Genomic DNA, 26,485 nt, shown 5'->3' with positions numbered 1-26,485 from the left:
GGTTCCAGTCGGGTTAAGATGGGTGGCTCGCCGCGGCGCCTCCGCCCACTGGAGTGCGTGGATGGGCCGGTGAGCTGCCCTGGAAACGCCAACCCCGCGAGCGCTTGTGGATTCGATCGAGTTTGAGGACCTGCAACGCCGGCTGAAGGCGCTTGAGGAGGAAAACGCGCGCCTCAAGGCGCAGGGTATCGCGGTCGTGAGCGAGCGGCGGAAGGCCGAGTCGGCGCTCGCGGAGAGCGAGGAACGCTACCGGACGTTATTCAACTCGATCGATGAAGGCTTCTGCATCATCGAATTCTTCGACGGCCCGCACGGCCCGCTCAGCGACTACGTCCATGTGGAAGCCAACCCCGCCTACACCCAGCATGCGGGCATTCCGAACGTGGTTGGCCAGAAGGTCCGCGAAATGGTCCCTGAGGAGGCCGACGGCTGGGTCGAGCTGTACGGCGGTGTTCTGCGCACCGGTGTCCCCATCCGCTTCGAGCGCGAGCTGGTGGCGACCCGCCGTCACCTCGAGCTCGCCGCCTTCCGAGTCGAGCCGGCCAACCGCAAGCAGGTTGCCGTGCTGTTCCAGGACATCACCAAGCGCAAGCGGGCCGAAGAAGAGCTGCAGCGCCTGAACGAAACGCTGGAAGCTCGCGTGGTCGCGGCCGTCGCCGAACGCAAGCTGTTGGCCGATATCGTCGAGGGCACCAATGCCTTCGTGCAGGTCGTCGATCCCGATTTCCGCTGGCTCGCCATCAATGGCGCTTCGGCCAAGGAATTTCACCGCATCTACGGCATCATGCCGAAGGTTGGTGACAATATGCTTGAGCTTCTTAAGGACCAGCCGGAACACCGCGATGCGATCCAGGCCGTCTGGTCCAGAGCCCTGGCAGGCGAGGAATTCGTCGAGATCGGCGAATTTGGCGATCAACGCCGCGTCCGCCGATCCTACGAGATGCGCTTCAATGCGCTGCGCGACGGCGACGGCCGGCTGATCGGCGCCTACCAGTTCGTCTACGACGTCACCGAACGGCTGAGGGAGCAGGAACGCCTGCGCCAGGCCGAGGAGGCGCTCCGCCAGTCGCAGAAGATGGAGGCGGTCGGCCAGCTCACCGGCGGCATCGCCCATGATTTCAACAATCTGCTCACCGGTATCATCGGCTCGCTGGAATTGCTGCAGACACGGCTCAGCCAGGGCCGCGTCAAGGAGATCGATCGCTACGTCGGGGCAGCGCAAGGCGCCGCCAAGCGCGCGGCGGCCCTGACGCATCGCCTGCTCGCCTTCTCGCGACGGCAGACGCTCGATCCGAGGCCAACCGATTTGAATCGGCTGGTGATGGGCATGGAGGAATTGATCCGCCGCACTGTCGGGCCCGAGATCGCGCTGGAGGTCGTCGCCGCCGGCGGCTTGTGGTCGACGCTGATCGATTCCTCGCAGCTCGAGAACGCACTGCTGAACCTGTGCATCAATGCCCGTGATGCCATGCCGGGCGGTGGCCGCATTACCATCGAGACCGCCAATCGCTGGCTCGACGAACATGGCGCGGGCGAGCGCGATCTCGAGCCCGGACAATATATCTCGCTCTGCGTCACCGACACCGGCATCGGCATGACCCCCGACGTGATCGAGCGCGCCTTCGATCCGTTCTTCACCACCAAGCCGATCGGCCAGGGCACCGGCCTCGGCCTCTCTATGGTCTACGGCTTCGTGCGCCAGTCCGGCGGGCAGGTGCGGATCTATTCCGAGGTCGGCCAGGGCACGACCATGTGCCTCTATCTGCCGCGGCATTACGGCAAGGATGCCGACAAACCCTCTGCGTTAGCCAGCAAGGGCGCAGAGCGCCCGCGGACGAGCCATACCATTCTGGTCGTCGACGACGAGCCGTCGATCCGGATGCTGCTGACGGACGCGCTCGAAGAGATCGGTTTCAGCGTGATCGAGGCCCATGACGGCCCGACCGGTCTGAGGACCCTGCAATCGAATGCGACGATCGACCTGCTCATCACCGATGTCGGCCTCCCCGGCGGCATGAACGGCCGCCAGCTCGTAGATGCGGCGCGTCTCACGCGTCCGGATCTGAAGGTTCTGTTCATCACCGGCTATGCGGAGAACGCCATCATCGGCAATGGACAGCTTGCACCCGGCATGCAGGTGCTGACAAAACCGTTCGTCGTCGAGACGCTGGCGAGCCGCGCCCTCGACATGATCAAGGATGGAACCGAAAAGAGCTGACGATGCTCAGCTGTGCGCCGGGCCGCGCATGATTTTCATGGCATCGGCGATGTGACGCCATTCCTTGGCCTCGTCAGCCTCCCCGCGCCCTTCGCAGGCCCGCGCCTGTTCGGCAGCCTTCGCGATCGCCTCGAAACCATGCTGTTCCAGCATCTGCCGGGCGACGGTGTGAACCTGGACCTCGGACATCATGGGCGCTCTCCAATTATGAAGGACACCGCGGCGCCCGGCTCGGCGCTCCGCGGCTCGCTGACAACGATCTGATGGCGCATCTCGTTCCGCTCGTCTGCAAACGACAAAGGCGGCCCGCTGTGCCCAGCGGACCGCCTTTTCACCCACCCCAAATTCGGGAGCGGCGTCGGTCGGGCACCCCTACCCGACCGCCACTTTCTTGCGCTCGAAATCGTTGGGCACCTCGATATCGACCTCCAACGTCGAGACCTCGTCGCCGCGCTCGAGCCGCACGATCACCTTGGTCGGATCGAGCATCACGTGCTTGGAGACGACAGCCAAAATTTCCTCACGCAGCACACCGAGCAGATCGGGCTGGCCGCGCATTCCGCGTTCGTGGGCCAACAGGATCTGCAACCGTTCGCGAGCGACGGGTGCGGACGCCTTGTTGCCGCGGAGAAGCCGGAGCAGACCCATGCTCATGCAGCCCTCCGTCGCAACAGTCGATCCATGAAGCCCTTGCGCTCGGTCGGCACCTGCATGGCGATGGTCTCGCCGCACAGCCTGCGTGCCGCGTCGATATAGGCCCGCGCCGGCGCGCCTTCGGCGTTCGACAGCGTCACCGGCGTGCCGACATTGGAGGCCTTCAGTACATCCTGGCTCTCGGGAATGATGCCGAGCAAGGGCGTTGCGAGGATTTCCAGGATGTCGTCGATGGTCAGCATCTCGCCGCGCGCGGCGCGCGAGGCGTCGTAGCGGGTGATGAGAATGTGCTTCTCGACGCGCTCGCCCTTCTCGGCCCGCACCGTCTTGGAATCGAGCATGCCGATGATGCGGTCGGAATCGCGCACCGATGACACTTCCGGGTTGGTGACGATCACGGCCTCGTCAGCAAAGCGCATCGCCATGGAGGCGCCGCGCTCGATGCCGGCCGGGCTGTCGCAGATCACCCAGTCGAACCGGCTGCGCAAATCGGAAATGACCTTGCCGACCCCCTCCTCGGTCAGAGCGTCCTTGTCGCGGGTCTGCGAGGCCGGCAGAAGCCAGAGGTTCTCCAGCCGCTTGTCCTTGATCAGCGCCTGCGGCAGCTTTGCGACGCCCTGCACCACGTTGATGAGGTCGAACACCACGCGGCGTTCGGCGCCCATCACGAGGTCGAGGTTGCGCAAGCCGACGTCGAAATCGACGACGACGACCTTGTCGCCGCGTTGCGCCAGCGCAGCCCCCAATGCAGCGGTCGTGGTCGTCTTGCCGACGCCGCCCTTGCCTGATGTCACGACCAGTACCTTGGCCATTTGAAATATCTCCTTCTGGTCAGTTCAGCGCGGTAATTCGCATGGTGTTGCCTTGCAGGAAGGCCTGGGCCGGCCGGCCGCGCAAGGCGCTGTCGATGTCGTCGGCAGTCTGATAAAATCCATCGATTGCAAGCAGTTCGGCCTCGATCTTCTGGCAATAGATCCGCGCGCTCGTGTGTCCGTTCACGCCCGCCATGGCACGGCCGCGCAGCGCGCCGTAGATGTGGATGGAGCCGCCGGCGACGACCTCCGCGCCGGAGCCGACCGAGCCCAGAATGGTGACGTCGCCTTCGGGGAAGATCACGGTCTGGCCGGAGCGCACCGGGCTCTCGAGCAGCAGCGAGGTCGGCTTGGTTTCGGCCTTGGCCTCCGGCTTCTTCGGCGCGGTCGGCTCGATCACGCAGCTGCGCCCGCCCGAGAGCAGCGGCGGCATCGACGGGCTCAGCCTTGCCTCCTCCACGCCCTCGATGCCGAGCACGCGGATGTTGCGGTCCTGCAGGCTGGTGAGCAGATGGCCGATGCCCGACTGGCTAAGATCGACCGAGGACAGATCGATGACGACGGGCCGGCCGGCGAAAAAGCCCGGCGAGCGCGCGATGGTGGTGTCGATCTCCTGGAGCCAGTCCTGGATCGGAACCGTCGGCACGAAGACGAAGGCCACGTAGGAGCGCCCGCGCAGGCGCACCATTTGGCGTTGGACTTTTGCTGCAGCCTCCATGGCGGCCGACTCGTTCCCTGTTATTGAATGGTTAACGATGCGGCCGATATGGTTAACGGCTGGTTAATTCTCCGGGGAGTTACGTGGGTAGGGCGGGGCAGCGCCCTGGAGCTGCGGCATTGGCCGCCCCGTCATCCTGAGGTGCGAGGCATGGGACGCAACGCGTCCCATGGGCAGCCTCGAAGGATGAACGGCCCCGATGCAGCCGCGCGGAAACAGCCGGGCCGTCGCCCTTCGAGGGCCGCTGAAGAAGCGGCCACCTCAGGGTGACGGGAGTAAGAGTAGCGCTCCGCTCGCAATGACGAGGCGAAAGCGAGCCCCTACTTCTTCACCTTGCTCGCATCCATCTTGATGCTGGGATCCAGCATCTTGGTCGTGAACGCGGTCGTCACGTCGAACGGCTTCTCCATGCCGAGATAGGTCTGGACCAGGTCGTAGTCCTTCTTCATCCGCTCGCCGTCGATCCAGCCCAGACCCTTGCTCGTGGTGAACTCGTCCGTCATCAGATACTTGATGCGCTCCCACTGGCGTTCCTGGTTTTCCTTGTCGAGGCCGGAGACCTGGTCGAGCAGCGCCTTTAGGCACGGCGCGACGTCGGCGACGCAGGCGGCAAAGGCCTTTTGCGAGATGCGTACGAAATCCTCGACGAGCTTGGGATTCTTCTGCAGGTACGCGCCGTTGACGATCAGCGAGTTGCCGTAAGGGTTGAGGCCGATGTCCTTCCAATTGACGTAGCCGAGGTCCTGCCCGAACTCGATCACCTTCAGATCGTGCTCGTTGTAGAAGTCGCTGATGATGTCGACCGTGTGGCTCTTCAACGCCGCGATCTTCGCGGTCGGCCCGATATTGACGAAGCTGACGGAGTCGGGCGCGAGGCCAGCCGCCTTCGCGAACGCCGGCCACATCACCCGCGAGGCATCGCCGGGCGGGTTGCCGATCTTGTGGCCTGCAAAGTCCTTCGCACCGTTCACGCCGTAGCTCTTCAGCCAATAGAAGGTCTGGCCCGTATTCGCGTAGATGCTCATCAGCGCGACGTCATCGGCGCCCTTGCTCTTGGCGACCAGCATGGTGGCGAGATCGGCGACGCCGAACGGCGAGCCGCCGGAGCCGACCTTGGCGGCCGAAACGCCGGAGCCTTTGCCGACCTCGATGGTGAGGTCGATGCCTGCTTTCTCGTACCAGCCTTGCGCCTTGGCATAGTAGAACGGCGAATGATCGGCCGTCGGCGTCCAGTTCAGGATCAGATTGACCGCCTCGCCCGCAACTGCCGGTGACACCGGCAATCCGAGCATCAGGGTTACGATCGCAGCCTGCAAACGCTTCATCGCACTCTCCTCATTCCCGCGACCCGGCTTGTCGCTCTCCCCATGTGAGGCTACCAATGCAACAAGCCCGTTCGCAACTTGTCAACTGTTTGGTTGGAAATGCCCGCAAAACGTTCAGGCGACACCGTGCCGCAGCGCCGCGACCCGGCCGCCACCCGCAAGAAACTGCTCACCGCGGCACGCCAGGAGTTCGCCCGGCACGGTTTTGCGGGCGCCCGCGTCGACGAGATCGCCGAGCGCGCCGGCGTCAACAAGCAGCTGGTCTATCACTATTTCGGCGACAAGGACGCGCTCTACCTCGCCGTGCTCGAATGGGTCTATGAGGACATCCGCGAACAGGAGCGCCGGCTCAATCTCGAAGGCCTGCCGCCGGACAAGGCGATCCGCCGGCTGATCGAGGCCTCGTTCGATCATCTGGCCGCAAACCCTGATTTCATCGTGCTCCTGAACGATGAGAACCGCGGCGGCGCCCGCCACGTCCGCGGTTCGACGCGGCTGGAGGCGATGCATTCGCCGCTGGTGAAGAGCGTCTCGCACATCCTCCATGAGGGTGTACGCGCCGGGATGTTCCGCAAGGGGATCGACCCGATCCAGCTCTACATCTCCATCGCGGGACTTTCCTATTTCTTCTTCTCCAACACGCCGACGCTGTCGGCGATCTTCGGCAAGGACCTGTCGAGCCGCACCGCCCGCCGCGCCCGCCGCCGGCATGTCGCCGATCTGGTGCTGCAGTCGCTCCGGCCATAATCAACCAACTGGTTGAAACTTGCGCCCGGCACGGTTAGGCTCGGCTTGCGGCAGCGAGGCCGAAGCAACAGGGAGCGGACGGTGGCAGGTGACGGAGCAAGGCCGGCGCGCAGCTTTGCGATCGTCCTGATCGTGCACCTTGCCGTGCTCGTGCTCTGGCAGGTCGCGGTCGACGCCTTCCACGTGCCGAAATTCATCCTGCCCTCGCCCCTGGCGACCGTGCAGACCCTGGGCACCGCAAGTTACGCCTGGGGCGCCAACACGCTGGTGACGGCCATCGAGATCCTCGGCGGCTTCGCGCTTGGCGCCTTCGTCGGCGTCGCGCTCGCCGTGATCTTCAGCTGGGCGCCGCTGGTGAGCCTCGTGCTGCTGCCGCTGTTCGTCACGCTGAACATGATCCCGAAGGTCGCGCTCGGCCCGCTCTTCATCGTCTGGTTCTCCTACGGCATCCTGCCGAATATCCTGATCGCCTTCAGCATCTGCTTCTTCCCGATCCTGCTCACCACCGCGCGGGGATTGCGCGAGGTCGAGCCTGACCTGCTCGACCTCGTCAAGTCGCTGCGCGGCTCGCGCTGGACGCTGTTCCGCAAGATCCAGCTGCCGGGATCGCTGCCTTACGTGTTCTCCGGCATGAAGGTCGGCGCCATCCTCGCGGTCGCCGGCGCCATCGTCGGCGAGTTCATCGCCTCCGAGCGCGGGCTCGGCTACCTCATGATCCAGGTGCAGTCCTCGCTCGACACGCCGGCGATGGTGATGGCCGTCGTGCTGCTCACGCTGCTCGGCGTCGCCCTCTACGGCCTGGTGCTCGCCCTCGAACGCTTGTTCGTGATGCCGGCCAAACCTAAGGGACCATCTCATGCTCCTCACCCGCCAGACGCTGCCGAAGACCATTCCTGATATCGCCGCCCTCGACGATCTGCTGTGCCGGCCGACGCAGGCCCTGATCGACGACCTCGAAAAGGTCAGGGGTGACATCATGATCCTCGGCGTCGCCGGCAAGATGGGCCCGACGCTGGCGGGGCTGGCGAAGGCCGCCGCGCCCGAGCGCCGCATCATCGGCGTCGCTCGCTTCAGCGACGCTGGCGTCAAGGACTGGCTGCACGCGCGCGGCGTCGAGACCATCAATTGCGACTTGCTCGACGAAGACGCGATCAAGGCGCTGCCGAAGGCGCCGAACATCGTCTTCATGGCCGGCCGCAAGTTCGGCGCCGAGGGCGATTTGTCGCTGACCTGGGCGATGAATGCGCATGTCCCGGCGCTGGTCGCACAGGCTTTCCCGTCGTCGCGGATCGTGGCGTTTTCGACCGGTTGCGTCTATCCGTTCGTGCCGGTCGACGGCAAAGGCTCGACCGAGGAGATGGCGCCGAACCCGCCCGGCGAGTACGCTCAATCCTGCGTCGGACGCGAGCGCATGTTCGAGTATTTCTCGCACAGATTCGGCACGCCCGGACGGCTGTTCCGGCTCAACTACGCCATCGACATGCGCTACGGCGTGCTGCACGACATCGCAACGAAGGTGCTCACGGGCACGCCGATCGATGTCAGCCTGGGCCATGTCAATTTCATCTGGCAGGGCGACGCCTCGGCGCAGGCGCTGCGGTGTCTTGCCCATTGCACCGCGCCGACCTCGCCGATCAATGTCAGCGGGCACGAGATCCTGGCGGTGCGCGATCTCGCCACCAGGTTCGGTGCAAGGTTCGGCCGCGCGCCGGTGCTCACTGGCAAGGAGGAGCCGACGGCCTGGCTGACCGACACGTCGAAATCAGTCCAGCTGTTCGGCCTGCCTGTCGTCGACACCGAACAGCTGATTGTCTGGACCGCCGACTGGGTCTCCCGCGCCATGCCGAGCCTCGGCAAGCCGACCAAATACGAGGTGCGCGATGGCCGCTACTGACGGGCCGCCCCTCATCAAGCTTGGCGTCGAGGATGCGATCGCCGGGCTCGTGCTGTCGACGGAAGCGAAGTGGAACCAGACCGAAGAGGATTGGCGCGTCTTCCTGCGCGAGGGCGTCGTGTTCGGCATCCGCAACGGCCCACTGCTCGTCGCCACAGCCGCGCTGCTGCCCTACTCCGGCAACAACGCCTGGATCAGCATGGTGCTGGTGACATCGAGCCATCGTCGCCGCGGCTATGCGAGCCGCCTCGTCGACGCCTGCCTTGAAACCGCGCGCAAGAACGGACTGACCAGCTGGCTCGATGCGACGCCCGACGGCGCCGCCGTTTACGGGCGGCTCGGCTTCACGCCGACGCTGCAATTGCGGCGGCTGAAATTAATCATGCCGGTGCGCCTGCCCGCGCCACCGCCGCCGGCCGCATCGCTTGATACGCTTCGCGCACGGGACCGGCGCGCAACCGGTTTCGACCGCGCCGCCCTCCTGACCGCCTTTGCCCAGCGCTCCGGCTCACGCATCGCCGCCTCGCCCGGCGCGATCGCGCTGGTCAGGGACGGCAGGACCGCGCGCCATATCGGCCCTCTGTTCGCGGACAATGCCGGCGACTCGCTGGCGCTGGTTCATGCGATCGCGCGATCCGAGACCGCGCCGCTGCTGATCGACGCGGTCGCCCCGCAGACCGCATTCCTTGAAGGATTGACGGCCTCGGGCTGGACCGTCGAACGCCCGTTCCAGCGCATGCGGTTCGGCCCCGCCACATCGGCGGGCGATGAAATGCCATTCGCCGTCGCCGGCCCCGAATTCGGATAGGACATCATGCACCACAGCCAGATCAACAGCGAAATCCGCAGGCTGATTGCCGAAGGCACGGTGCTGCCGGCGCATCCGCTCGCCCTCACCGCCGAACGTCAGCTCGACATAAAGCATCAGCGCGCGCTGACGCGTTATTACATCGACGCCGGCTCCGGCGGACTTGCCGTCGGCGTGCACACCACGCAATTCGCGATCCGCGATGTCGGCCTCTACCGGCCTGTGCTCGAGCTTGCCGCCGAGACCGCAGCGAACTGGACCAAGCGTCCGCTGGCGCTGGTCGCGGGCCTTGCCGGGCCCACCCGGCAAGCCGTCACTGAGGCACGCACCGCGCGCGACATCGGCTATCACGCGGGTCTATTGAGTCTCGCCGCGATGAAGAGCGCCTCCGAGGACGAGATCATCGCGCACTGCACCGAGGTGGCCGCCGAAATTCCGCTTGTCGGCTTCTACCTCCAGCCCGCCGTCGGCGGCGTCGTCCTGTCGAGCCAATTCTGGCAGCGGTTTGCGTCGATCGACAATGTCATCGCGATCAAGATCGCGCCGTTCAACCGCTATCGCACGCTCGACGTGCTGCGCGGCGTCGCCGCCGCAGGCGCGCTCGACCGTGTTGCGCTCTACACCGGCAATGACGATCACATCCTGCTCGACCTGATGCTGCCGTTCGATCTGCGCGACAAGGGCGTCACCACGCGCACCTACTTCAAGGGCGGCCTGCTCGGTCACTGGTCGGTCTGGACCGCGAGCGCGATAAAACAATTCGAGCGCTGCAAACAGGCGCGGCACAAGGACAGCGTCCCGGCCGATCTGCTCGCGCTCGATGCCCGCGTCACCGATTGCAACAGCGCCTTCTTCGATGTCGCCAACAATTTCCACGGTTGCATCGCCGGCTGCCACGAGGTGCTGCGGCGCCAGGGCCTGATGCAGGGCCTGTGGTGCCTTGATCCGAACGAGGGCCTCAGCCCCGGCCAGAAGGACGAGATCGACCGCGTCACGCGCGAGCATGCCGACCTCAGCGACGATTCCTTCGTCGCGGCCAACTTGAACAAATGGCTGGTATGAGCTCAAAGCCCTTCATCAGCCTGCAAGGCGTCCGAAAGGTTTATCGCACCGGCGGCGCCGAGTTTCTGGCGGTGTCCGACGTCACGATGGATGTGCAGGAAGGCGAGCTCGTCTCGCTGGTCGGCCCCTCCGGCTGCGGCAAGACCACGGTGATGAAGATTCTGGCCGGCCTGCACAGCGCCGATGGCGGCACGGTCACGATCGGCAATTCCGACAGCCCGTTCGATCCGAGCCGCGACATCGGCATGGTGTTCCAGCAGGCCCTGCTCCTGAAATGGCGCACCATCCTGGACAACGTGCTGCTCCCCGCCGAGATCGTCGGTCTGCCGATCAAGGCCGCGCGCGAGCGGGCACGCGACCTGCTCAAGCTGGTTGGCCTTGCCGGCTATGAAGAGAAATATCCGCGAGAGCTCTCCGGCGGCATGCAGCAGCGCACGGCCATTGCCCGCGCCTTCATCCACGATCCGAAGCTGATCCTGATGGACGAGCCGTTCGGCGCGCTGGACGCATTGACGCGCGAGCAGATGAACCTGGAGATGCTGCGGATCTGGCGCGAGAGCGGCAAGACCATCATCTTCGTGACGCATTCGATCCAGGAAGCCGTGTTCCTGTCGTCGCACTGCGCGGTGCTGACCGCGGGCCCGGCGAAGATGGCCGATTACTTCCCGATCGACCTGCCCTTCCCGCGCGACCTGCCGCTGAAGACCACGGATGCGTTTGGGGCATATGCGCGGCGGATTTATGCCAAACTGGGGTTAGATGCCGCATAGGCCGCATTCTCAGTCTCCGCAGGGTGGGCAAAGCGCAGCGTGCCTACGCACTTGTTGCGACCGAGAGAGATAGCCGCTCAGGCGTCCTCGACAAAGATCGACAGCGCCCGGCGCAATTCCTTGTAGGCGCGCGGTCCGATCTTGGCCGCGAGCGCCCTGTCGCTTGCGGCGGCTGCAGGCCTGAGCCGTGCCAGGAGCGCGTTACCAGCGTCGGTCAGATACAGCACGTAATAGCGGCGGTTGAGCGCCGACGCCGTGCGCCGCACCAAGCCGCGGCCTTCGAGATGATCGACCAGCCTGCCGAGCCCCGCCCGCTCGATCGACAGCAGCTGCGCGACCGCGAGCTGGTTGACGCCCGGATTGGCGTCGATCACGCAGAGCACGGAAAACTGCGCGGGACTGATCTCGAACGCCGCCAATTGCCGGCTGAACTCCTTGAAGATCCAGAGCTGCGCCCTGCGGATGCTGTAGCCCAGCAATCGCGTGAGGTCCCCGAGCGCGAGCGGCTTCGCCTTGGCCGGCTTGGTGCCGGACACAATGCGGGGCGCCGATCGCGACGGCTTGGTCACGCGTGCTGCCCGCTGCGGTCGCGCGGTCCGTTTCCTCACCCGTGCCTTGCCTGGCCGCATCGACGCGCATCTTTCGCTGAGCCGGTGCAGGCGCATCCGGCGGATTCGGACAGCGAGTCTAACGCAACCCGGCCGGATCGAGAAGCCGAGCGGGTTCCGTCCGCGCGTCTGCAGCTTCTACGACAGGTTGCACAGCAATATCGCGCGATGCGTCATGTTGACACGGCAACATCGCTCGCCTAAGGATCGTGAAAGCCTGCCGTCAGACGAGCGGGTTCAAGGGGAGCGAACGTCGGTGCCGTCATCAGCGGGTGGACGCCGATCCGCATGCCATCGTGCATCGCGGCGGAATGGCTTTGCGCTCGGCCGATGCTGCGCAGGCGCCAACCACGGGCGCAAGAGCTCTTTCTCCCAACAGCAATCTGCATATCACGCCGCACCGCCTTGCCGGCTGGCGGCGCGCCGGGCGCTTTCGTTGACGAAGCAAAAATGAAACTGGGAGGACATGACATGAAACGACTTTTCCTGGCATCGACGATCATCGCCACCTGGGCGTCGCTTGGTCCGCAGGCGGGCGCACATGGGCTGCCGCCTGGTGGCGTCGCTCCGCGCGCGTCCTGCACCGCCCTCACCGGCCTCACGCTGCCGAACACCCAGATCCTGAGCGCGACGCAGAAGTCGGGCTATTGCAACGTGGTCGGCATCATCAACAAGCGCGTCTCCACGCAAGACCCTGATCATTTCACCTACGGCATCGGTTTCGCGCTCAATTTGCCCAACACCTGGCACGGACGCTTCGAGATGATGGGCGGCGGCGGCACCGACGGCAGCCTCTATGCTGATCCGCCGGGCGCGGCCGGCGTCGAGGTCGGCCAGGGCTGGGCTGTCGCAGCCGATGACGGCGGCCATGAGGACAATGCAGCCAATGCGGTCGGCGGCTATCAGGACGACGACGCCAACGCCGGCGGCTCCGCGCATTTCGCCATCGACGCGCAAGCGCGCCGAGACTACGGCTACAATGGCATCGAGAAGACGGCGACGACAGCCAAGCAGATCATTTCCTATTTCTACGGCCTCGACACCGTCTATTCCTACATCATGGGCTGCTCGAACGGTGGCCGCGATGCGATGGTGGCGTCACAGCGCTCGCCCTGGCTGTTCGATGGCGTGATATCGCAAAACCCCGGCTTCAACCTGCCGCAGGCGGCCCTTGCCGAAGCCTGGAACGAGCAGGTGCTCGGCACGCTGTCCACCAGCAAGGACGTCAACGGCCAGCCCTTTATCCCTGACACCTTCCCGCAGCAGGACCTTCAGGTGGCATCGGCCGCGATCCTGAGCGCCTGCGATGCGCTCGATGGCCTCGTCGACGGCATCATCGACAATTACCACGCCTGCACGGCCAAGAAGGTCTATCCGGCGCTTGCGAGCTACACTTGCGGCACCGGCTCGCACGGCAGCACGCCGCATGGCGGCACCTGCCTCACCAGCGGCCAGGTCGATGCGCTGAAGAAGATCTACGCCGGCCCGGTCAACTCCAGGGGCGAGCGGCTCTATTCGAACTGGTTCTGGGACGCCGGCATCTGGACGCCGCCGACTGCTGGATTCGTGCTGGGTTGGCAGGCCTGGAACGTCGTCACTGCGCCGGTGCCCGGTGTCAACACCGCATTCAACCTGACGCTCGGCGCCGGCGCGATCCCGATGATCTTCCAGACGCCGCCCGTGGTCACGCCGGTCAACGGGCCAAACGGCCAGGAAGCCTTCGTGTTCAAATTCAACTTCGACACCGATGCGCCAAAGATCTTCACGGAGACCGCGGCCTATCCGCAGAGCTCGATGGACTTCATGGCGGCGGTCGCAACAGATCTGCGTCCGTTCCGGGCGCGCGGCGGCAAGCTGATCGTCTCCTCCTCGGTCAATGACGGCATCTTCTCCGGCGCCTCGATCGCCCGCTGGTACCGCAAGATGAACCAGCGCATGGACAATCACGCGACCGACTTCGCGCGATTGTTCATGGTGCCCAACATGGCCCATTGCGGCGGCGGCGCGGCCACCAGCAACTTCGCCACCAACGAGCTCAAGGCGATCACCGACTGGGTCGAGAACGGCATCGCACCCGAGCGCATCGTCGCGGCCAATACCAACACCACCTCGCCCTACCCGGCCGGCGGCGTGTTCGATCCGCGCGTTGCCCAGAACTTCCCGACCGGTGGCACGCGGCCCCTCTGCGTCTACCCGAAGATCGCATCATACAAGGGCAGCGGCCTGACCAGCGACGCCGCCAACTTCGCCTGCGTCGATCCGGGCTTCGGGCGCGGCGGCGACCATGACTTCCATGACGATGACGACGGGCACGGCGACAGCAGGCATTGAACGCCGATTTCATGCCCCGGATACAAAGCATCCGGGGCATGGTTGTTTGAACCGACGCTCTATCCTCGTGTGGGCGCGAGCCCGGCCTACGCAGCTTCCTCGTACAGGCCCGAGATAAACTCGCTGAACGTCGGCGCCAGCGACAGCACGTAGCCCCATTTGTCGGACATCGCCTCGGCAAGCGTCCACGGCTTGTCGTATTCAGCGACCTCGTGATCGATGAACCAGATCTGGCCGAAATGCGCCTTATCGATCGTCATGCAGATCGGATTGCCGCCGTGATCGCTCATGATCCAAAGGAGCTCGTCGACAACAGGCCATTGCGGCGTCAGTCGCGTCTGCACCAGCGAGCATTCGTCGCTGCGTAATCCCAGCACCTCCTGGATCGCGCCCGCCCAATGTCCTTGCGGCCAGTTGAACTCGGCCGAGCCCTGGAAATAGCCGCCGGCGCAGCCCAGCAGGAATTGACGATAATCATCTGGCAGGCGGCAGCCGATGGATTTTTCAAACGTCTCCAGCGCGGCGAGCGTCGGATGCTCCGCGCCGGCGCGATCAACGCCTGCAATGAATTGTGCGATGTCCATGCGATCCTGTTCCTCGGCGCGATCGGCGCCAGGCTTTGGTCGCAATCGAGCAAGAACGGGTTCGAGCCTTTAGAGCAGCTTCGCGCTCACGAACAACGCGCGAACGGCGTTCGTCGCCTGGACCGCAAGCATGGCGTTGCCGGCAGCACCTTCCAGCGCCGCGACGGCCTCCTCATGCAGCGAGCGGAATTCCATCCACTCGACCGATTTGAAATTGGTGAGGAATTGATAGGCCTGGCCGACGGTCGCGATCGCCAGCGTGTCACCGTTCAGCTTGATCTTGAACGTCGTGCGCAGCGGGGTCTCGGAGCTCTGTGGATCACTCATGGGCTGCTTCTGGACGACAACGGTTTAACGAAGGGGAAACGGCAGCCCCGTCGCGCCTGGTAAATATCAGGAGTCGGTGCTGGCGCGCTGCGAGGCGGTCGTCGCGCCGCTCAGGCTCGGCACCACGACCAGGCGGTTGAACTCGCCGTTGTCGTAGGCCTTGAGGAAGCGATCATAGTCCTTGATCGAGACGCAGCCGTTGGAATCGCCGCGCGGGCCGAGCATATAGGTGTGGGTCAAAAGACCAACGCGGCCGAGCGCGCTGGTGCCGTCGGTCGGCGTCATGCGCAGCGCCCGCACGCCGTGGAACAGTTTCTCGCGCGGCTTGAGGTCGTAGGTCGCAGGCGGGGTCGCGCCGACCATGCGCTGGTCCACATGGTCAGGATCGTCCATCAGCGCACCCATGCCCGAATGCGCCTCGATCGCGACGCCGCTCGGCAGATAGAGCGCCTTGGCCTTGATGTCATAGACCGCCGTCTTGGAATCGTAGCCAAGCGCGGCGAGATCGGGTGCCCTGCCGAGCAGACCATCGCCGGGCGTCAGCGAGGCCAGCCTGATCTTGTCGGTGAACTTCTCGAAGAAGTTGCGATTGTCGATGCGGGGATTGGCGTCGGCAAAGGCCTGGCTCGAGGCGATCTGCGCGCTGAAGTCCGCCTGCACTGGCCGCGAGCGCGGCATCGGCACGGCGTCGGCGTGCTGCGAGGACTTTGCGTTCTCTTCGGTCGCGGACTGATCGTTATCGATCAAGGTCGAACGCCAATCGTCGCCCTGGAGCTTTTGGGCAAGCATCGCCCTGGCATCGCGCAGCTTGAGCTGGACCGCATTCAGGGCGGAGCGCTCCATCGTCCGCAGGCCAAGCTCGCGCGCCGGCGTGGTGTTGCCGGACAGCGAGGCGAAACGATCGTTGAACGAGGGAGAATTGGCCGGCGGCAGCGCGGCCGTCACCAGCGAGCTCGAACCGCCCGAATTCGGAACGCCAATATCCGCGACCCACGCGGCGGCACCCAGCGCCAGCGCGATCGCAGCCATAGACAGCAATATTGTCTCGGCTCGCCCAATACGGCGGCGCGACAACAGCCTGTCGGCGCGTACGCGGTCGGAAACCATTAGATCCCCAAATCGACACCCCCGGGGGACCCAACCCCCACCCGGAGACTCTTCTAATACCAGCTACCATATTGGGAGCCAAAAGTTAGGCATAATCGCGGCCGGCAAACCCATCAGAGGTATCCAGTGACCGATCCTTTCGATCTAGAGCGCTTCCTGAGCGCCCAGGAGCCGGTTTTTCGCGCCGTTTTGGCGGAGCTGGGTCAGGGCCGGAAGCAAAGCCACTGGATGTGGTTCGTTTTCCCGCAAATCGCCGGCCTCGGCTTCAGCGCCATGTCGCAGCGCTACGCGATCGGTTCGCGGGCGGAGGCCAAAGCCTATCTCGCCCACCCCATCCTCGGCCCACGCCTGATCGAATGCACCCGCCTCGTCCTCGCCGTGCAGGGACGAACCATCAACGCGATCCTCGGCGCGCCTGACGATGCCAAATTCCGCTCGTCGATGACGCTGTTCGGCGCTGTGTCCAATGATCCCGTTTTCGACGAGGCACTCGCCAAATATTTCGCCGGCGAGCGCGACAGCGCGACGCAGGTGATCCTGGCAGCGCTCGATCGAAAGACCTAGCCGGCGCGAGCAGCGTAAACCCGGGGTTAACAGGCTCCCCCTATTTTTCTCGGAGAAAATCATTCTCCACCCGCGCCAATTGCCGGACAGATCATGAAAATCGGTACGCTGCTGACCACCGCCATCGTCTCGCTTTCGACCGTCGGCGGCGGCCTCGCCGTCTATGTCGCCGTGACGAAATACCAGACGATCGAACGGATCACCGAGGCGCAGGGCCGGCTGGCCATCGTTCGCGCCGTCAGCGATATCCCGCGTTATCTGAACCCCGAACGCGGCTTTGCCACCAACATCCTTTACGGGCCTGCGACCGTCGACCCGGCCCAGCTTTCCGAGCATGACAAGCTGCGCAAGCAGACCGACGGCGCGCGAGACAAGATGAACGCGCTGCGCAAGGAACTGCCGGGCTCCTTCGACGACGGCAACGCCATCGGCAACAATATCGACGCCATCAATTCAAAATTCACGAGCTTGCGCGGGGCCGTCGACAAGGCGATCGCGGGACCTGCCGATGCGCGCAAGGACGCCGCCAAGAAAATCGTCGCCGACAATGCCGTGCTCAACGCCGGCGTGACCGCGCTGCTCAACGAGCAGGTGCGCCGCATGGCGATTCTCAACGGTGACGCCTACCGCCAGTCCAACTACGCCAATATCGCCATGACGCTGCGCGACATCGGCGGCCTCAATGCCAGCGTGCACAAGAACCTCGTCGGCAGCAAGAAGGTCGCGACGGATGCCGAGAAGGCCGATATCGCCCGCATGCAGGGCCGCAACGACCAGCTCGTGATGTCGTTGATGGAATTGCGCGGCAATCCCGCGACCCCCGCCAACGTCGGCGCTGCGCTCGAGGCATTGAATTCGGGCTATGTCGAGGAATTCGGCCGCGAGCTCAAGATGGTCAAAGACGGCGCCGCAAGCGGCAAATACGAGCACGACGTCGAAACCTATTACGCAGCCTCGCAACGCGGCCTCGGCACCATCATCAGCGTCCGCGACGCCTTCTACGACAATGCCGAGCAGATCCTCGCCGGCGCCTCTGCCGCGGCCCGCACCAGCTTCACGATCGCACTTGTCGGTCTCTTCGCCGTGCTGATCGCCAGCGCCGGCCTCATCGCGATGGTCCGCCGCCGTGTCTGTGCCCCGATCGTCAACCTGACGAAGCGGATGTCGCAGCTCGCTGACGGCAATGTGGCCGAGGCGATCCCTGGTGCCGAGCGCTCCGACGAAATCGGCGCGATGGCGGCCGCCGTCCAGGTCTTCAAGGACAACATGATCCGGGCCGATCGACTCTCCGCCGAGAAGCAGGCCGAGAACGACGGCAAGATGCGCCGCGCACAGGCCCTCGACGAATTGACCCGGACCTTCGAAGCCAAGATCACCGAGCTCGTCGGCGGCTTGTCGCAGGCGTCCTCCACCATGGAGAGCACCGCACAGTCGATGACCTCGACGGCGGCCCAGACCAACAGCCAGGCCGCGGTCGTCGCCGCCGCCTCCGAGCAGACCTCGACAAACGTGCAGACGGTCGCAAGCGCGACCGAAGAGCTGACCTCCTCGATTGCGGAGATCGGCCGCCAGGTCGCACAATCGACCGAGATCGCTGCCCGCGCCGTCGACAATGCCCGCCGCACCGGCGACACCGCGCGTGCACTTGCCGAGGGCGCGCAGAAGATCGGCGACGTCGTCACGTTGATCCAGAGCATCGCCGAGCAGACCAATTTGCTGGCGCTCAACGCGACGATCGAGGCTGCCCGTGCCGGCGACGCCGGCCGCGGCTTTGCGGTCGTGGCATCCGAAGTGAAATCGCTGGCCGGCCAGACCGCCAAGGCCACCACGGAGATCTCAGAGCAGATCACGGCGATCCAGACCGCCAGCGACGAGACTGTCAGCGCGATCCGCAACGTCGCCGACGTCATCGGCGAGATCGACCAGATCGGCACCGCGATTGCGGCCGCGATCGAGGAACAGGGCTCGGCGACCAAGGAGATCGCCCGCAGCGTCCAGGAGGCCGCGCGCGGCACCCAGGAGGTCAATTCCAACATATCGGGCGTGCAGCGCGCCGCCGACGACACCGGCGCGGCCGCCCGGGAGGTGCTCGGCGCCGCCGAACAGCTCTCGACGCAGTCCCGCGACCTCGCCGGCCAGTTCGACCGCTTCCTCGGTGAGGTCAGGGCGGCTTAAGCGAGCCTAGTACGGTGGCGCCTTGCGCATGCGCTGCGCTTTCGCCGCTTCGATCCACCATAAGAGATCATCTGCAAAGCGCGGGAACGAGCGTTCCAGGGCCTTGCCGCCCTCGCCGATCGGCTCGCTTTCGGCCGACAGCGTCTGCGCGATCGGACCGACGCCGATGGTGCTCGAGATCACCACCATGCCCATCTCCGACAGCGTACCGTGCCACGCGGTCGAGGCGCGCGCGCCCGACAGCCGCCCGGCTGAGTAGCTCACGATCGCGGCCGGGCGCCAGAACCACTCCTCCAGGAAGTGGTCGGTGAGGTTCTTGAGGCCAGGCTGGATACCCCAATTATATTCGCCGGTGACAAAGACAAAGCCGTCGGCGCCGCGGATCTGGTCCGCGAGCTTCTCCAGGGCCTCAGGTGCCGTGCCCTTGGGATATTCCTTGTACATGCGATCGAGCATCGGCAGGCCGATCGCCTTGGCGTCGATGAACTCGACCTGCTCGCCACGATTGCGCAGCCGATCGATGACAAAATTCGCAAGGCGGATGCCCATGCGGTCGGAACGGTAGGACCCGTAGAGGACGAGGATGCGGTTGCTCATGCGCGCATGCTAGCACGAAACGGCAGGAGGCACCTCCATCGATTTGGCGCGCTATCGTTTTCGCCCGAATTCCAACGTCTGCGACGGCGTCTCGCCGAACTGGTCGCGGTAGCTTCGCGAGAAATCGGACAGATGCCAAAAGCCGAACGCCAGTGCCACGGCCTTCACGCTCTCGGCGCCGGCGAGCAACCGCTGGCGCACCAGCCACAAGCGGCGCAGCCGCAAGTAACGGTGCAGGCTCATGCCGCGATAGCGCCGCACCACGTCATGCATGGTGCGAACCGACAGGCCGAGCTTGCGCGCCACCTCCTCGCTGTAGATGGGCTGGCCGAGGTCGTCCGACAGAAGCGCGCGGATCTGCTGGAAAATCCTGAAATTCCGCTCGTGATTGGGCAACGACGTCCAGCGCGCCGGAACGATGTCGGCAATCGCCGCATCGACCGCGACGATCAGGGATTCCCGCATCGCCGTCGCCTTCAGCAACAGTTCGGCGGCAGCGATCGGCTCGGACGCGGCCGCCACCACCTCCATGACGGTTCGCCGCAATCGATACAGGGCCGCAGCGCTGGTCTCGAACAATTTGAAGCTCGATGGCGCTTCCGGCCATCCGCGATCCTTCACGCGCGGCCTGAACACGATCGAGGCGATCTGCCGTTGCACTTCCTCGATGGTGTTGTAGGCGGCGCCGCCGTCTCCGATGACGATGACGGAGTGATCCTGCTTTGCGCCGTTGAAGCGAATGGGCACGTCGAGATTGTCCATCGCGAATCCGATCGCGGTGCAATCGTCAACGAGCTGTGCATCGACCACGCGCGGGAAGGCGCGCGTGACGTTCACGTCGCAGCCGGGTAGCCGCACGATGAGCTGCTCGGCAGAAATCCTTCTCACGAACGGCGTGAACTCGATATTCAGGCCGCGGATTGAACTGCGGAACTCATCGACGTCTGAAAAGCGAAATATCTTTGGCGCCAAGCTGGGCGCATCATCAATACTGGTCATGACAAAATGAAAAGCAGCGTCGCCAAGCAACGCGCATCCGGCGCAACGCCGGCTTGATTTCCCCTTTCGAATACCCCCGCAAGACCGAAAGAATCGTGCTCGCCCGCCGATCAGTTGGCGGGGGTTCGATCCTAAGGACAAGCGAACGGTTCGTGTCCTGCCAAATTTCGATATCGTTTCCCGCACGCAGAAGGTGCAAGGATACCCGGGGACGCGAACATCTAAAATTCAAATTAACCGCCTATGGCGCGCAATGAAGACCATTAATGGTCGAGATAATTTGAGTTCAGGCCCCTGCCATGATGGCAAATTCGCCTGCCGATATTCTGGTTGAACTGGAAGACGCGGTCGCAGCATGTCCGCTGGATCGCTGCGCCCGCATCCTCGAAGGCATCATGCAGCTGCTCTCCGGCAGTCGTGATCGGTCTGCGGAATTGCTCGCGAATGTCGTTGACGGCGTGCTGCTTCGCCTGACGGAGCGGGTCGAGACCGGCGCGCTGATCCAACTCAGCACCGCACTTGCAGAGCTCAAAGTGGCACCGCCCGAGACATTGCGACGTCTTGCGTCGCACAATGACCCGGACGTGGCATGTCCCGTCCTGCTCAAATCGCAGGCCCTCGCCACGGCCGACCTCGCAGCGATTGCGGCCTCCTGCGGAGAGCGGCACCTGCGCGCGATCGTGGCGCGCGACTGTATCGAGCCTGATGTGACCGAGGCGCTGATGGCACGGGGCGACCAGATCTGCCTCGCACTGATCAAGAATCCTGGAACACAATTCTCCGATTCTGCCTATGCCCGGCTGATCGCCGGGGCCGACCAGGATGGCGAGATCGCGAAAGCGCTGGTGCTTCGGCCCGGCATCCCCGACCAGGTCGTGCGGAAGTTGCTCGCGGCCCCATCTCGCAAGACAGCGCCGGCCAAGCCCAACGCATCCTCCGTTCCGCCTGCGCAGGAGGCAGTGCCAAATCCCCAGAAGCTGCCGTCCGCCGACGACTACGCGAGCGCAAGACCCGAGATCGTCGCCCTCAACCGTGTCGGCAAGCTGAACGATTCCACGGTGAATCGCTTTGCCATCCGCGGCGAGACCGCCAGTCTGCTCACCGCTTTGTCGGTGCTGTCAGGCGCGCCGATCGAGATCGTTGAGCATGTCTTGATGGACGAGGATTGCGAGGGCCTGGTGATGGCTTGTCGGGCCTCGCGCCTGAACTGGGCGACCACGCTCGCGATCCTGAGCAACCGCGGCGGCGCACGGCTTTCCTTCGCCCAGCGCGAACGGGCGCAACTGATCTTTGACACGCTTCTCTTGTCGACCAGCCAGTGGACGGTGCGCTGGGGGGAAATCGCAGCCGGCGCAAACACACGCGATCCGGGACATCGCGCCACGAAAATGGGGAATAGCCGATGAAATTCGATGGCCGCAAGGACGCTCGCGTGAAAATGGACCACCGGCAACCCGTCAATCTGATGGGTTCGGACGGCACCTGGCGGCGCAGCTGTATGCTGCTCGACGTGTCGCAAACAGGTGCCAAGCTCGAGGTGGAGGGTACGCTCGACGTCCTGCAGGCCAAGGAATTCTTCCTGGTGCTGTCGTCGACGGGGCTGGCCTATCGGCGCTGCGAGCTGGTCTGGATCGACGGCACCACCGCCGGTGTTCACTTCGTCACTGCCGATGGCAGGAAGAAACCGGCGAACGCGAAGGCTGCCGCCGCGCAGAGCCAGTAGTCAAAAGGGTTCAAGACATGATCAGCTTCGTTCAACTCCAGCATAGCCCAGGCCCTTCGTGCAGAACGCGCGAACTATAAACAGCCCCGTCAAACGTGATGGCAGCATTCGAGCCGCGCAATCTGTGCGCCCTTTCGTGCATGTGCTGGCCGATTCCTCCGACAAATTGTCCGGCATCTGCTCAGCACTCGAGCAGCAGTTCACCGTTGCGGGCGAGCGGCTTGACGCGGAAGCCAAGCTTTCGCAGGTGCCGTTTGCCATCGTGATCCGGGCGGAGTTGCGTGACGTCGACAACATCGCGGCGATCAAGAAGCGATCCACCAGGCTGGCAAAGGCCACCAAGCGCATCTTCCTGGTCGAGCACCCCTCGCATGTCTGCGTTTCGCAAGCCTACGCGCTCGGGGCGACCCTCGTCCTGCCCGGCCCGCTCAACAAGATCAGGCTGCTGGCCGCGCTGGCCGAGGCTGAGCCGGCAGCGAATTCAGCCGACGGCTCGACACAGCCTGATAACGCCGTGGAGGCCGCGGCGACCGCCATCGCGTCGATGTTCACGGCCGTCACCATGGGCGAGCCGCTCGACGTCGACGGCACCAGGGACGCCGGCCGCAAGATTGCCGAACGGATCACCGAGCATGGCCTGTCCGAATGGCTCACGACCGTGCGCCGCCACCATGAGGGAACCTACCAGCACTGCCTGCTGGTGACCGGCGTCGCCATCGACTTTGGCCTCAGTCTCGGCGTCGGACGCGCCGACCTTGAGCGGCTGTATTCGGCGGCCATGTTCCATGACATCGGCAAGGCCCAGATCCCGCTCGCGATCCTGGACAAGCCTGGGCGCCTCGACGCCGACGAGCGCACCATGATCGAGACGCATCCGGTAGCGGGTTACGACTTTCTCAAGGGCCACGAGAAGATCTCGCCGGAGATTCTCGATGCGGTCCGGCACCATCACGAATATCTCGACGGCAGCGGGTATCCCGATGCGCTGGCCGGCGGCAGCATCAACGATATCGTGCGCATTCTCACGATCTCGGACATCTTCGCCGCGCTGATCGAGCACCGCCATTACAAGCAGACGATGCCGCGCGCCGACGCCTATAATATTCTCTGCGGGATGACGGGAAAACTGGAGAAGGCGCTGGTCACCTCCTTCAGGGATGTCGCACTCTCAAGATAACGCGCCCGCGATCCGTGGGGCGGAATGACGTCGCAGGTTAACGCGTTCTAGTGCGTTGCCCGGAATTTGATGCGGCGCGGGATCGAGCGACAGGCCAGTCCCTCGGCGAGCAGCTTCATGTCCTCGCGTTTGCCGCTGCGGATCAGCTTGCTGAACTCTTCAGGGGTAAAAGGAAGACTGGGATCATCATCGATCGGATGCCGCATCCGCGGACCGAAGAACCATCGAACCAGGCTAGCCAGCCGCCGCATGTCAGTTCCCTCGCGCCAGCAACAAACCCTACAGTCCGCGTATTGTTCCTCCTGCACGATCGAGATTGCAAGAGGCCGTTACGAGTCCGCACGAAAAATTTCATCGGGGAATCATCTGCTGTGACCACTGCTACTCAGTCGGCGAATCCGACGTAGCGCACAAACTCGTCGTTGCCCTCGCGATCCGAACGCACGGCATTCGCGGCAAAGACGTCATCGGGATACCCCATCGCGACGCAGGTCATGATCACTTCGTTCTCCGGTATCCTTGCGACCTCGCGCACGATGTCGGAGCGCATGCAACACCACCGGTTGCCGATGCGGCGCGCGAAATCTATGCTACCCCCAAGCAAGACCAAGAAGCCTGTGAGGACGCCTTCTGCCACGCGCAACAGATTCAACCTCGTCACGGAATTATTCGGCGAACTTGCCGGGGCGCAGGATGTGATCGCGTTGCAAATGAACCGGAGCAATTTGCTGCGTTACCTCATCGCTGTGCTCATCAGCTTTCTCGCGACGCTACTGCCGGTCGCCGTTGCCTCCGCAGCACCGCAGACCGTTTATTTCCCCAGTGCCGACGGCCGAACGGTGCTCGTCGGCTATTTGTTTCAACCCGCCGGACCCGGTCCCTGGCCCGCAATCGTGATGCTGCACGGCCGCGGCGGGCCGTATTCGAGCAACGACAATGCCGACTGCACTCATGTCGGCCTCACCATCGTCTCGGCCTGCAACGCCGGAACGCTGTCGAAACGCCACATGATGTGGGGCGAATATTGGTCGGCGCGCGGCTTTCTCGCCCTTTTGCCCGACAGCTTCGGTCCGCGCGGCAAGGCGCACGGCTTCGGACGCTTTACCCATGACGATCCCGATCGCGCCGATGTCAACGAGCTCAGCGTGCGTCCGCTCGATGCCGAAGGCGCGCTGGCTTACCTGCGCGCTCGTAGCGATGTCGTCGCCGGCCAGATCTACCTTCAGGGCTGGTCCAATGGCGGCAGCACCGCGCTGAACGTGATGATCCGCCAAGGCCACCAAGCGGGCTATCGTGGCGCGCTCGTGTTCTATCCGGGCTGCGGAGAGAGCGCCCTGCTCGCGCCAACTCTGTTCGCCGGCGTGCCGATCGCCATGTTTCTCGGGTCCGACGACGAGGAGGTTTCGCCGATCATCTGCCAGCATGTCGCCGAGCGGTCCCGGCACGACGGCATCCCGATCGACGTCACCGTCTACCCCGGCGCGACCCACGATTTCGACGATCCCTCGGCGCGGCGGCAGTCGGCTCCCGGGAATCAGGCGGCAATGGACGACGCTCTGGTCAAGGCCATTGCTATCGTCAACGGCTGGAAAAAATGAGCGAGAGCCAATAACGCGCCGCGATCCTGCTTGATTGCGCCATGATTCCGGGCTCCAATCCGTAGGCCATTTTTGGTTTAGGGAGACACGCAATGAAGAAACGGATTTTCCTGGCTGCGCTCATCGCCACCTTTGCGGCGGGTTCGGCCCTTGCGGACGACACCTGCGAAAGCAAGGCGGTCGGCAAGGACGGCAAGGCGCTCGCCGGCGCAGCCAAGACCTCGTTCATGAAGAAGTGCAAGGAAGATGCCTGCACGCCGAAGGCCGTCGGCTCCGACGGCAAGCCGCTCGCCGGCGCTGCCAAGAACAGCTTCATGAAGAAGTGCGAGATGGGCGCGTAGGGCGCCCTCTGCTCGCAGCTTTTCGGCAAGCAGCAAACCAACGAGATGGCCGGGCGGAAGCGCGTGTTCGCGCTCGATGTCTCGGCCATTTGCTTGTCTTTGCCCGGTCGTTACGGAAGAGTCTGCAGCACGCGCCGAGCGCGCAAGACGATGTCATCGCCACCCTAGACAGAATGCCTCGGCTGACGGATCATGCATCGCTGAGCGAAGCGGGGCACATCACGAGACTTCTAGCAAAGGGTGGTCGAGATGTTGCAGTTTCGAGTGCGTCATTACATGTTGGCGGCGACGGGCGTGGTCTTTGCGCTGCTCGTCAATCCTGACCTTGCGAGTGCGAGAGGCCCCGGCCTGCCCAATGTCGTGGTTCTGGCCACGGGCGGCACGATCGCCGGCAGCGGAGCGAGCAGCACCACCGTCGTCGGCTACACCGCAGCCACCGTCGGCATCGAGACCCTGCTGAACGCCGTTCCCGAGCTGAAGACGGTCGCCAACGTCAAGGGCGAGCAGGTTTTCCAGATCGCCAGCGAGAACATGAACAATGACTACTGGCTGAAGCTCGCCAAGCGCGTCAACACGCTGCTCGCACAGGACGACGTCGACGGCATCGTGATCACGCACGGCACCGACACGATCGAGGAAACCAGCTATTTCCTGGACCTCGTGGTCAAGAGCAAGAAGCCTGTCGTCGTGGTCGGCGCGATGCGGCCCTCGACGGCGATCAGCGCGGACGGGCCGATCAACCTCTACAACGCCGTAAGCCTGGCCGGCAGCGAGGAAGCCGTCGGCAAGGGCGTGCTGGTTGCTCTCAACGATCAGATCAATGCCGCGCGCGAGGTCACCAAGTCCAACACTTATACGGCAGACACCTTCCGCACGCCGGAGCTCGGTTTTCTCGGCTACATGCAGGGCAGCAAGCCGTATTTCTATCGTCAATCGACGCGCCGGAATACGGCGGACTCCGAATTCGACGTGTCCAACCTCGATGTCCTGCCACAGGTCGACATCGTCTACGGCTATGCCAACATGAACCGGGTTGCGGTCGACGCCTTCGTCGCCGCCGGGGCCAAGGGGATCGTGCATGCCGGCGTCGGTGACGGCAGCCTGGCCAGGCCCGCGGTCGAACCGGCGCTCGACGAGGCCCGCAAGAAGGGTGTCGTGATCGTCAGGAGCAGCCGCGTCGGCAACGGCATCGTCGCGCGCAACGGCGAAGCCAAGGACGACGAGCACGATTTCGTCGTCTCCGATACGCTCAATCCGCAGAAGGCGCGCATCCTGCTGATGCTGGCATTGACCAAGACATCGGACACCAAGGAAATCCAGCGGATGTTCTACACGTATTAGAGCAG

29 protein-coding genes are annotated in these 26,485 nt (G+C 64.3%); 16 read left to right on the top strand and 13 right to left on the bottom strand.

The window, feature by feature from the left end; translation table 11 throughout:
• The first annotated feature begins 106 nt into the window (after window positions 1-106).
• The gene (locus Q0687_RS20765; RefSeq protein ID WP_298880586.1) at window positions 107-2,218 is read left to right on the top strand and encodes a PAS domain-containing protein; all 2,112 of its coding nucleotides are present in this window, start codon (window positions 107-109) and stop codon (window positions 2,216-2,218) included.
• Window positions 2,219-2,224: 6 nt separating this feature from the next.
• On the opposite strand, the gene Q0687_RS20760 is transcribed toward Q0687_RS20765, so the two are convergent.
• The 5 genes from Q0687_RS20760 to Q0687_RS20740 all read right to left on the bottom strand — a co-directional run bounded on the left by Q0687_RS20760 (window position 2,225) and on the right by Q0687_RS20740 (window position 5,727).
• Window positions 2,225-2,410: a hypothetical protein gene (locus tag Q0687_RS20760; protein WP_298880584.1), complete on the bottom strand. Its 186-nt coding sequence runs from the start codon at window positions 2,408-2,410 to the stop codon at window positions 2,225-2,227.
• A 180-nt stretch (window positions 2,411-2,590) separates the two neighbouring features.
• Window positions 2,591-2,872 (bottom strand): cell division topological specificity factor MinE, encoded by a 282-nt coding sequence (minE, locus tag Q0687_RS20755; RefSeq protein WP_128952114.1) that lies wholly within the window; start codon window positions 2,870-2,872, stop codon window positions 2,591-2,593.
• Window positions 2,869-3,684: a septum site-determining protein MinD gene (gene minD, locus Q0687_RS20750; RefSeq protein ID WP_298880579.1), complete on the bottom strand. Its 816-nt coding sequence runs from the start codon at window positions 3,682-3,684 to the stop codon at window positions 2,869-2,871. Before minD ends, minE begins: the two co-directional genes overlap by 4 nt.
• Window positions 3,685-3,703: 19 nt before the next feature.
• Window positions 3,704-4,402, bottom strand: a complete 699-nt coding sequence (gene minC, locus Q0687_RS20745; RefSeq protein ID WP_298880576.1) for a septum site-determining protein MinC — start codon at window positions 4,400-4,402, stop codon at window positions 3,704-3,706.
• Window positions 4,403-4,722: 320 nt separating this feature from the next.
• Window positions 4,723-5,727, bottom strand: a complete 1,005-nt coding sequence (locus Q0687_RS20740) for an ABC transporter substrate-binding protein (RefSeq protein WP_298880573.1) — start codon at window positions 5,725-5,727, stop codon at window positions 4,723-4,725.
• A 99-nt stretch (window positions 5,728-5,826) separates the two neighbouring features.
• Between Q0687_RS20740 and Q0687_RS20735 the strand changes: the two genes are divergently transcribed.
• The 6 genes from Q0687_RS20735 to Q0687_RS20710 all read left to right on the top strand — a co-directional run bounded on the left by Q0687_RS20735 (window position 5,827) and on the right by Q0687_RS20710 (window position 11,008).
• Entirely contained in the window at window positions 5,827-6,474 is a 648-nt protein-coding gene (locus Q0687_RS20735) for a TetR/AcrR family transcriptional regulator (RefSeq protein WP_298880569.1), read from the top strand.
• Between the two features lie 81 nt (window positions 6,475-6,555).
• Window positions 6,556-7,371: an ABC transporter permease gene (locus tag Q0687_RS20730; protein ID WP_298880566.1), complete on the top strand. Its 816-nt coding sequence runs from the start codon at window positions 6,556-6,558 to the stop codon at window positions 7,369-7,371.
• A complete protein-coding gene (locus Q0687_RS20725) occupies window positions 7,331-8,368 on the top strand; it encodes an NAD(P)-dependent oxidoreductase (RefSeq protein WP_298880565.1) in 1,038 nt (345 codons plus the stop codon). Before Q0687_RS20730 ends, Q0687_RS20725 begins: the two co-directional genes overlap by 41 nt.
• Window positions 8,355-9,176, top strand: a complete 822-nt coding sequence (locus Q0687_RS20720) for a GNAT family N-acetyltransferase (RefSeq protein ID WP_298880563.1) — start codon at window positions 8,355-8,357, stop codon at window positions 9,174-9,176. Before Q0687_RS20725 ends, Q0687_RS20720 begins: the two co-directional genes overlap by 14 nt.
• Window positions 9,177-9,182: 6 nt before the next feature.
• Window positions 9,183-10,238: a dihydrodipicolinate synthase family protein gene (locus Q0687_RS20715; RefSeq protein WP_298880559.1), complete on the top strand. Its 1,056-nt coding sequence runs from the start codon at window positions 9,183-9,185 to the stop codon at window positions 10,236-10,238.
• Window positions 10,226-11,008, top strand: a complete 783-nt coding sequence (locus tag Q0687_RS20710; RefSeq protein ID WP_298880557.1) for an ABC transporter ATP-binding protein — start codon at window positions 10,226-10,228, stop codon at window positions 11,006-11,008. Before Q0687_RS20715 ends, Q0687_RS20710 begins: the two co-directional genes overlap by 13 nt.
• A gap of 77 nt (window positions 11,009-11,085) precedes the next feature.
• Here Q0687_RS20710 and Q0687_RS20705 read toward each other — a convergent pair whose 3' ends face one another.
• Window positions 11,086-11,577, bottom strand: a complete 492-nt coding sequence (locus Q0687_RS20705; RefSeq protein WP_298880555.1) for a MarR family transcriptional regulator — start codon at window positions 11,575-11,577, stop codon at window positions 11,086-11,088.
• A 510-nt stretch (window positions 11,578-12,087) separates the two neighbouring features.
• Here Q0687_RS20705 and Q0687_RS20700 point away from each other — a divergent pair.
• On the top strand, window positions 12,088-13,947 hold the full coding sequence (locus tag Q0687_RS20700) for a tannase/feruloyl esterase family alpha/beta hydrolase (RefSeq protein ID WP_298880552.1): 1,860 nt from the start codon (window positions 12,088-12,090) through the stop codon (window positions 13,945-13,947).
• 86 nt (window positions 13,948-14,033) lie between these two features.
• Here Q0687_RS20700 and Q0687_RS20695 read toward each other — a convergent pair whose 3' ends face one another.
• From Q0687_RS20695 to Q0687_RS20685, 3 genes are all read right to left on the bottom strand, one after another.
• Window positions 14,034-14,531: an SMI1/KNR4 family protein gene (locus Q0687_RS20695; protein WP_298880549.1), complete on the bottom strand. Its 498-nt coding sequence runs from the start codon at window positions 14,529-14,531 to the stop codon at window positions 14,034-14,036.
• Window positions 14,532-14,600: 69 nt separating this feature from the next.
• Window positions 14,601-14,858 (bottom strand): hypothetical protein, encoded by a 258-nt coding sequence (locus Q0687_RS20690; protein WP_071914482.1) that lies wholly within the window; start codon window positions 14,856-14,858, stop codon window positions 14,601-14,603.
• A 66-nt stretch (window positions 14,859-14,924) separates the two neighbouring features.
• The gene (locus Q0687_RS20685) at window positions 14,925-15,887 is read right to left on the bottom strand and encodes a DUF2778 domain-containing protein (RefSeq protein WP_298880728.1); all 963 of its coding nucleotides are present in this window, start codon (window positions 15,885-15,887) and stop codon (window positions 14,925-14,927) included.
• A 204-nt stretch (window positions 15,888-16,091) separates the two neighbouring features.
• Here Q0687_RS20685 and Q0687_RS20680 point away from each other — a divergent pair, with 204 nt between their 5' ends.
• Together Q0687_RS20680 and Q0687_RS20675 are read left to right on the top strand one after the other, a co-directional pair.
• Complete coding sequence (locus tag Q0687_RS20680; protein WP_298880542.1) at window positions 16,092-16,529, top strand: DUF1810 domain-containing protein; 438 nt, start codon at window positions 16,092-16,094, stop codon at window positions 16,527-16,529.
• A gap of 93 nt (window positions 16,530-16,622) precedes the next feature.
• Window positions 16,623-18,704 carry a HAMP domain-containing methyl-accepting chemotaxis protein gene (locus Q0687_RS20675; RefSeq protein WP_298880539.1) on the top strand — a complete coding sequence of 694 codons (2,082 nt, stop codon included), beginning with the start codon at window positions 16,623-16,625 and terminating at the stop codon, window positions 18,702-18,704.
• Window positions 18,705-18,710: 6 nt separating this feature from the next.
• Here the strand turns inward: Q0687_RS20675 and Q0687_RS20670 are convergent, their stop codons facing one another.
• Together Q0687_RS20670 and Q0687_RS20665 are read right to left on the bottom strand one after the other, a co-directional pair.
• Window positions 18,711-19,301, bottom strand: coding sequence for an NAD(P)H-dependent oxidoreductase (locus tag Q0687_RS20670; RefSeq protein WP_298880536.1), 591 nt, complete (start codon window positions 19,299-19,301; stop codon window positions 18,711-18,713).
• A gap of 51 nt (window positions 19,302-19,352) precedes the next feature.
• Complete coding sequence (locus tag Q0687_RS20665; protein WP_298880534.1) at window positions 19,353-20,300, bottom strand: AraC family transcriptional regulator; 948 nt, start codon at window positions 20,298-20,300, stop codon at window positions 19,353-19,355.
• Window positions 20,301-20,599: 299 nt separating this feature from the next.
• Between Q0687_RS20665 and Q0687_RS20660 the strand changes: the two genes are divergently transcribed.
• Genes Q0687_RS20660 through Q0687_RS20650 form a run of 3 tightly spaced genes read left to right on the top strand, consistent with a single transcriptional unit; the run spans window position 20,600 to window position 23,200 of the window.
• On the top strand, window positions 20,600-21,706 hold the full coding sequence (locus Q0687_RS20660) for a DUF2336 domain-containing protein (RefSeq protein ID WP_298880532.1): 1,107 nt from the start codon (window positions 20,600-20,602) through the stop codon (window positions 21,704-21,706).
• Entirely contained in the window at window positions 21,703-22,023 is a 321-nt protein-coding gene (locus tag Q0687_RS20655; RefSeq protein ID WP_298880530.1) for a PilZ domain-containing protein, read from the top strand. The genes Q0687_RS20660 and Q0687_RS20655 overlap by 4 nt, the downstream gene beginning before the upstream one ends.
• 58 nt (window positions 22,024-22,081) lie before the next feature.
• Window positions 22,082-23,200, top strand: coding sequence for an HD domain-containing phosphohydrolase (locus Q0687_RS20650; protein ID WP_298880529.1), 1,119 nt, complete (start codon window positions 22,082-22,084; stop codon window positions 23,198-23,200).
• Between the two features lie 47 nt (window positions 23,201-23,247).
• Here the strand turns inward: Q0687_RS20650 and Q0687_RS20645 are convergent, their stop codons facing one another.
• Window positions 23,248-23,451: a hypothetical protein gene (locus tag Q0687_RS20645; protein ID WP_298880526.1), complete on the bottom strand. Its 204-nt coding sequence runs from the start codon at window positions 23,449-23,451 to the stop codon at window positions 23,248-23,250.
• A gap of 134 nt (window positions 23,452-23,585) precedes the next feature.
• Window positions 23,586-23,750, bottom strand: a complete 165-nt coding sequence (locus Q0687_RS20640) for a hypothetical protein (RefSeq protein ID WP_298880523.1) — start codon at window positions 23,748-23,750, stop codon at window positions 23,586-23,588.
• Window positions 23,751-23,910: 160 nt separating this feature from the next.
• Here Q0687_RS20640 and Q0687_RS20635 point away from each other — a divergent pair, with 160 nt between their 5' ends.
• From Q0687_RS20635 to Q0687_RS20625, 3 genes are all read left to right on the top strand, one after another.
• Complete coding sequence (locus Q0687_RS20635) at window positions 23,911-24,798, top strand: dienelactone hydrolase family protein (RefSeq protein ID WP_298880520.1); 888 nt, start codon at window positions 23,911-23,913, stop codon at window positions 24,796-24,798.
• 92 nt (window positions 24,799-24,890) lie between these two features.
• A complete protein-coding gene (locus tag Q0687_RS20630) occupies window positions 24,891-25,139 on the top strand; it encodes a hypothetical protein (RefSeq protein WP_298880517.1) in 249 nt (82 codons plus the stop codon).
• A gap of 249 nt (window positions 25,140-25,388) precedes the next feature.
• On the top strand, window positions 25,389-26,480 hold the full coding sequence (locus Q0687_RS20625; RefSeq protein ID WP_298880515.1) for a type II asparaginase: 1,092 nt from the start codon (window positions 25,389-25,391) through the stop codon (window positions 26,478-26,480).
• Window positions 26,481-26,485 lie beyond the last annotated feature (5 nt).

The sequence above is a fragment of the uncultured Bradyrhizobium sp. genome, from assembly GCF_936928535.1.
Taxonomy (GTDB): domain Bacteria; phylum Pseudomonadota; class Alphaproteobacteria; order Rhizobiales; family Xanthobacteraceae; genus Bradyrhizobium.
This window is presented reverse-complemented; position numbering and strand designations above follow the sequence as displayed.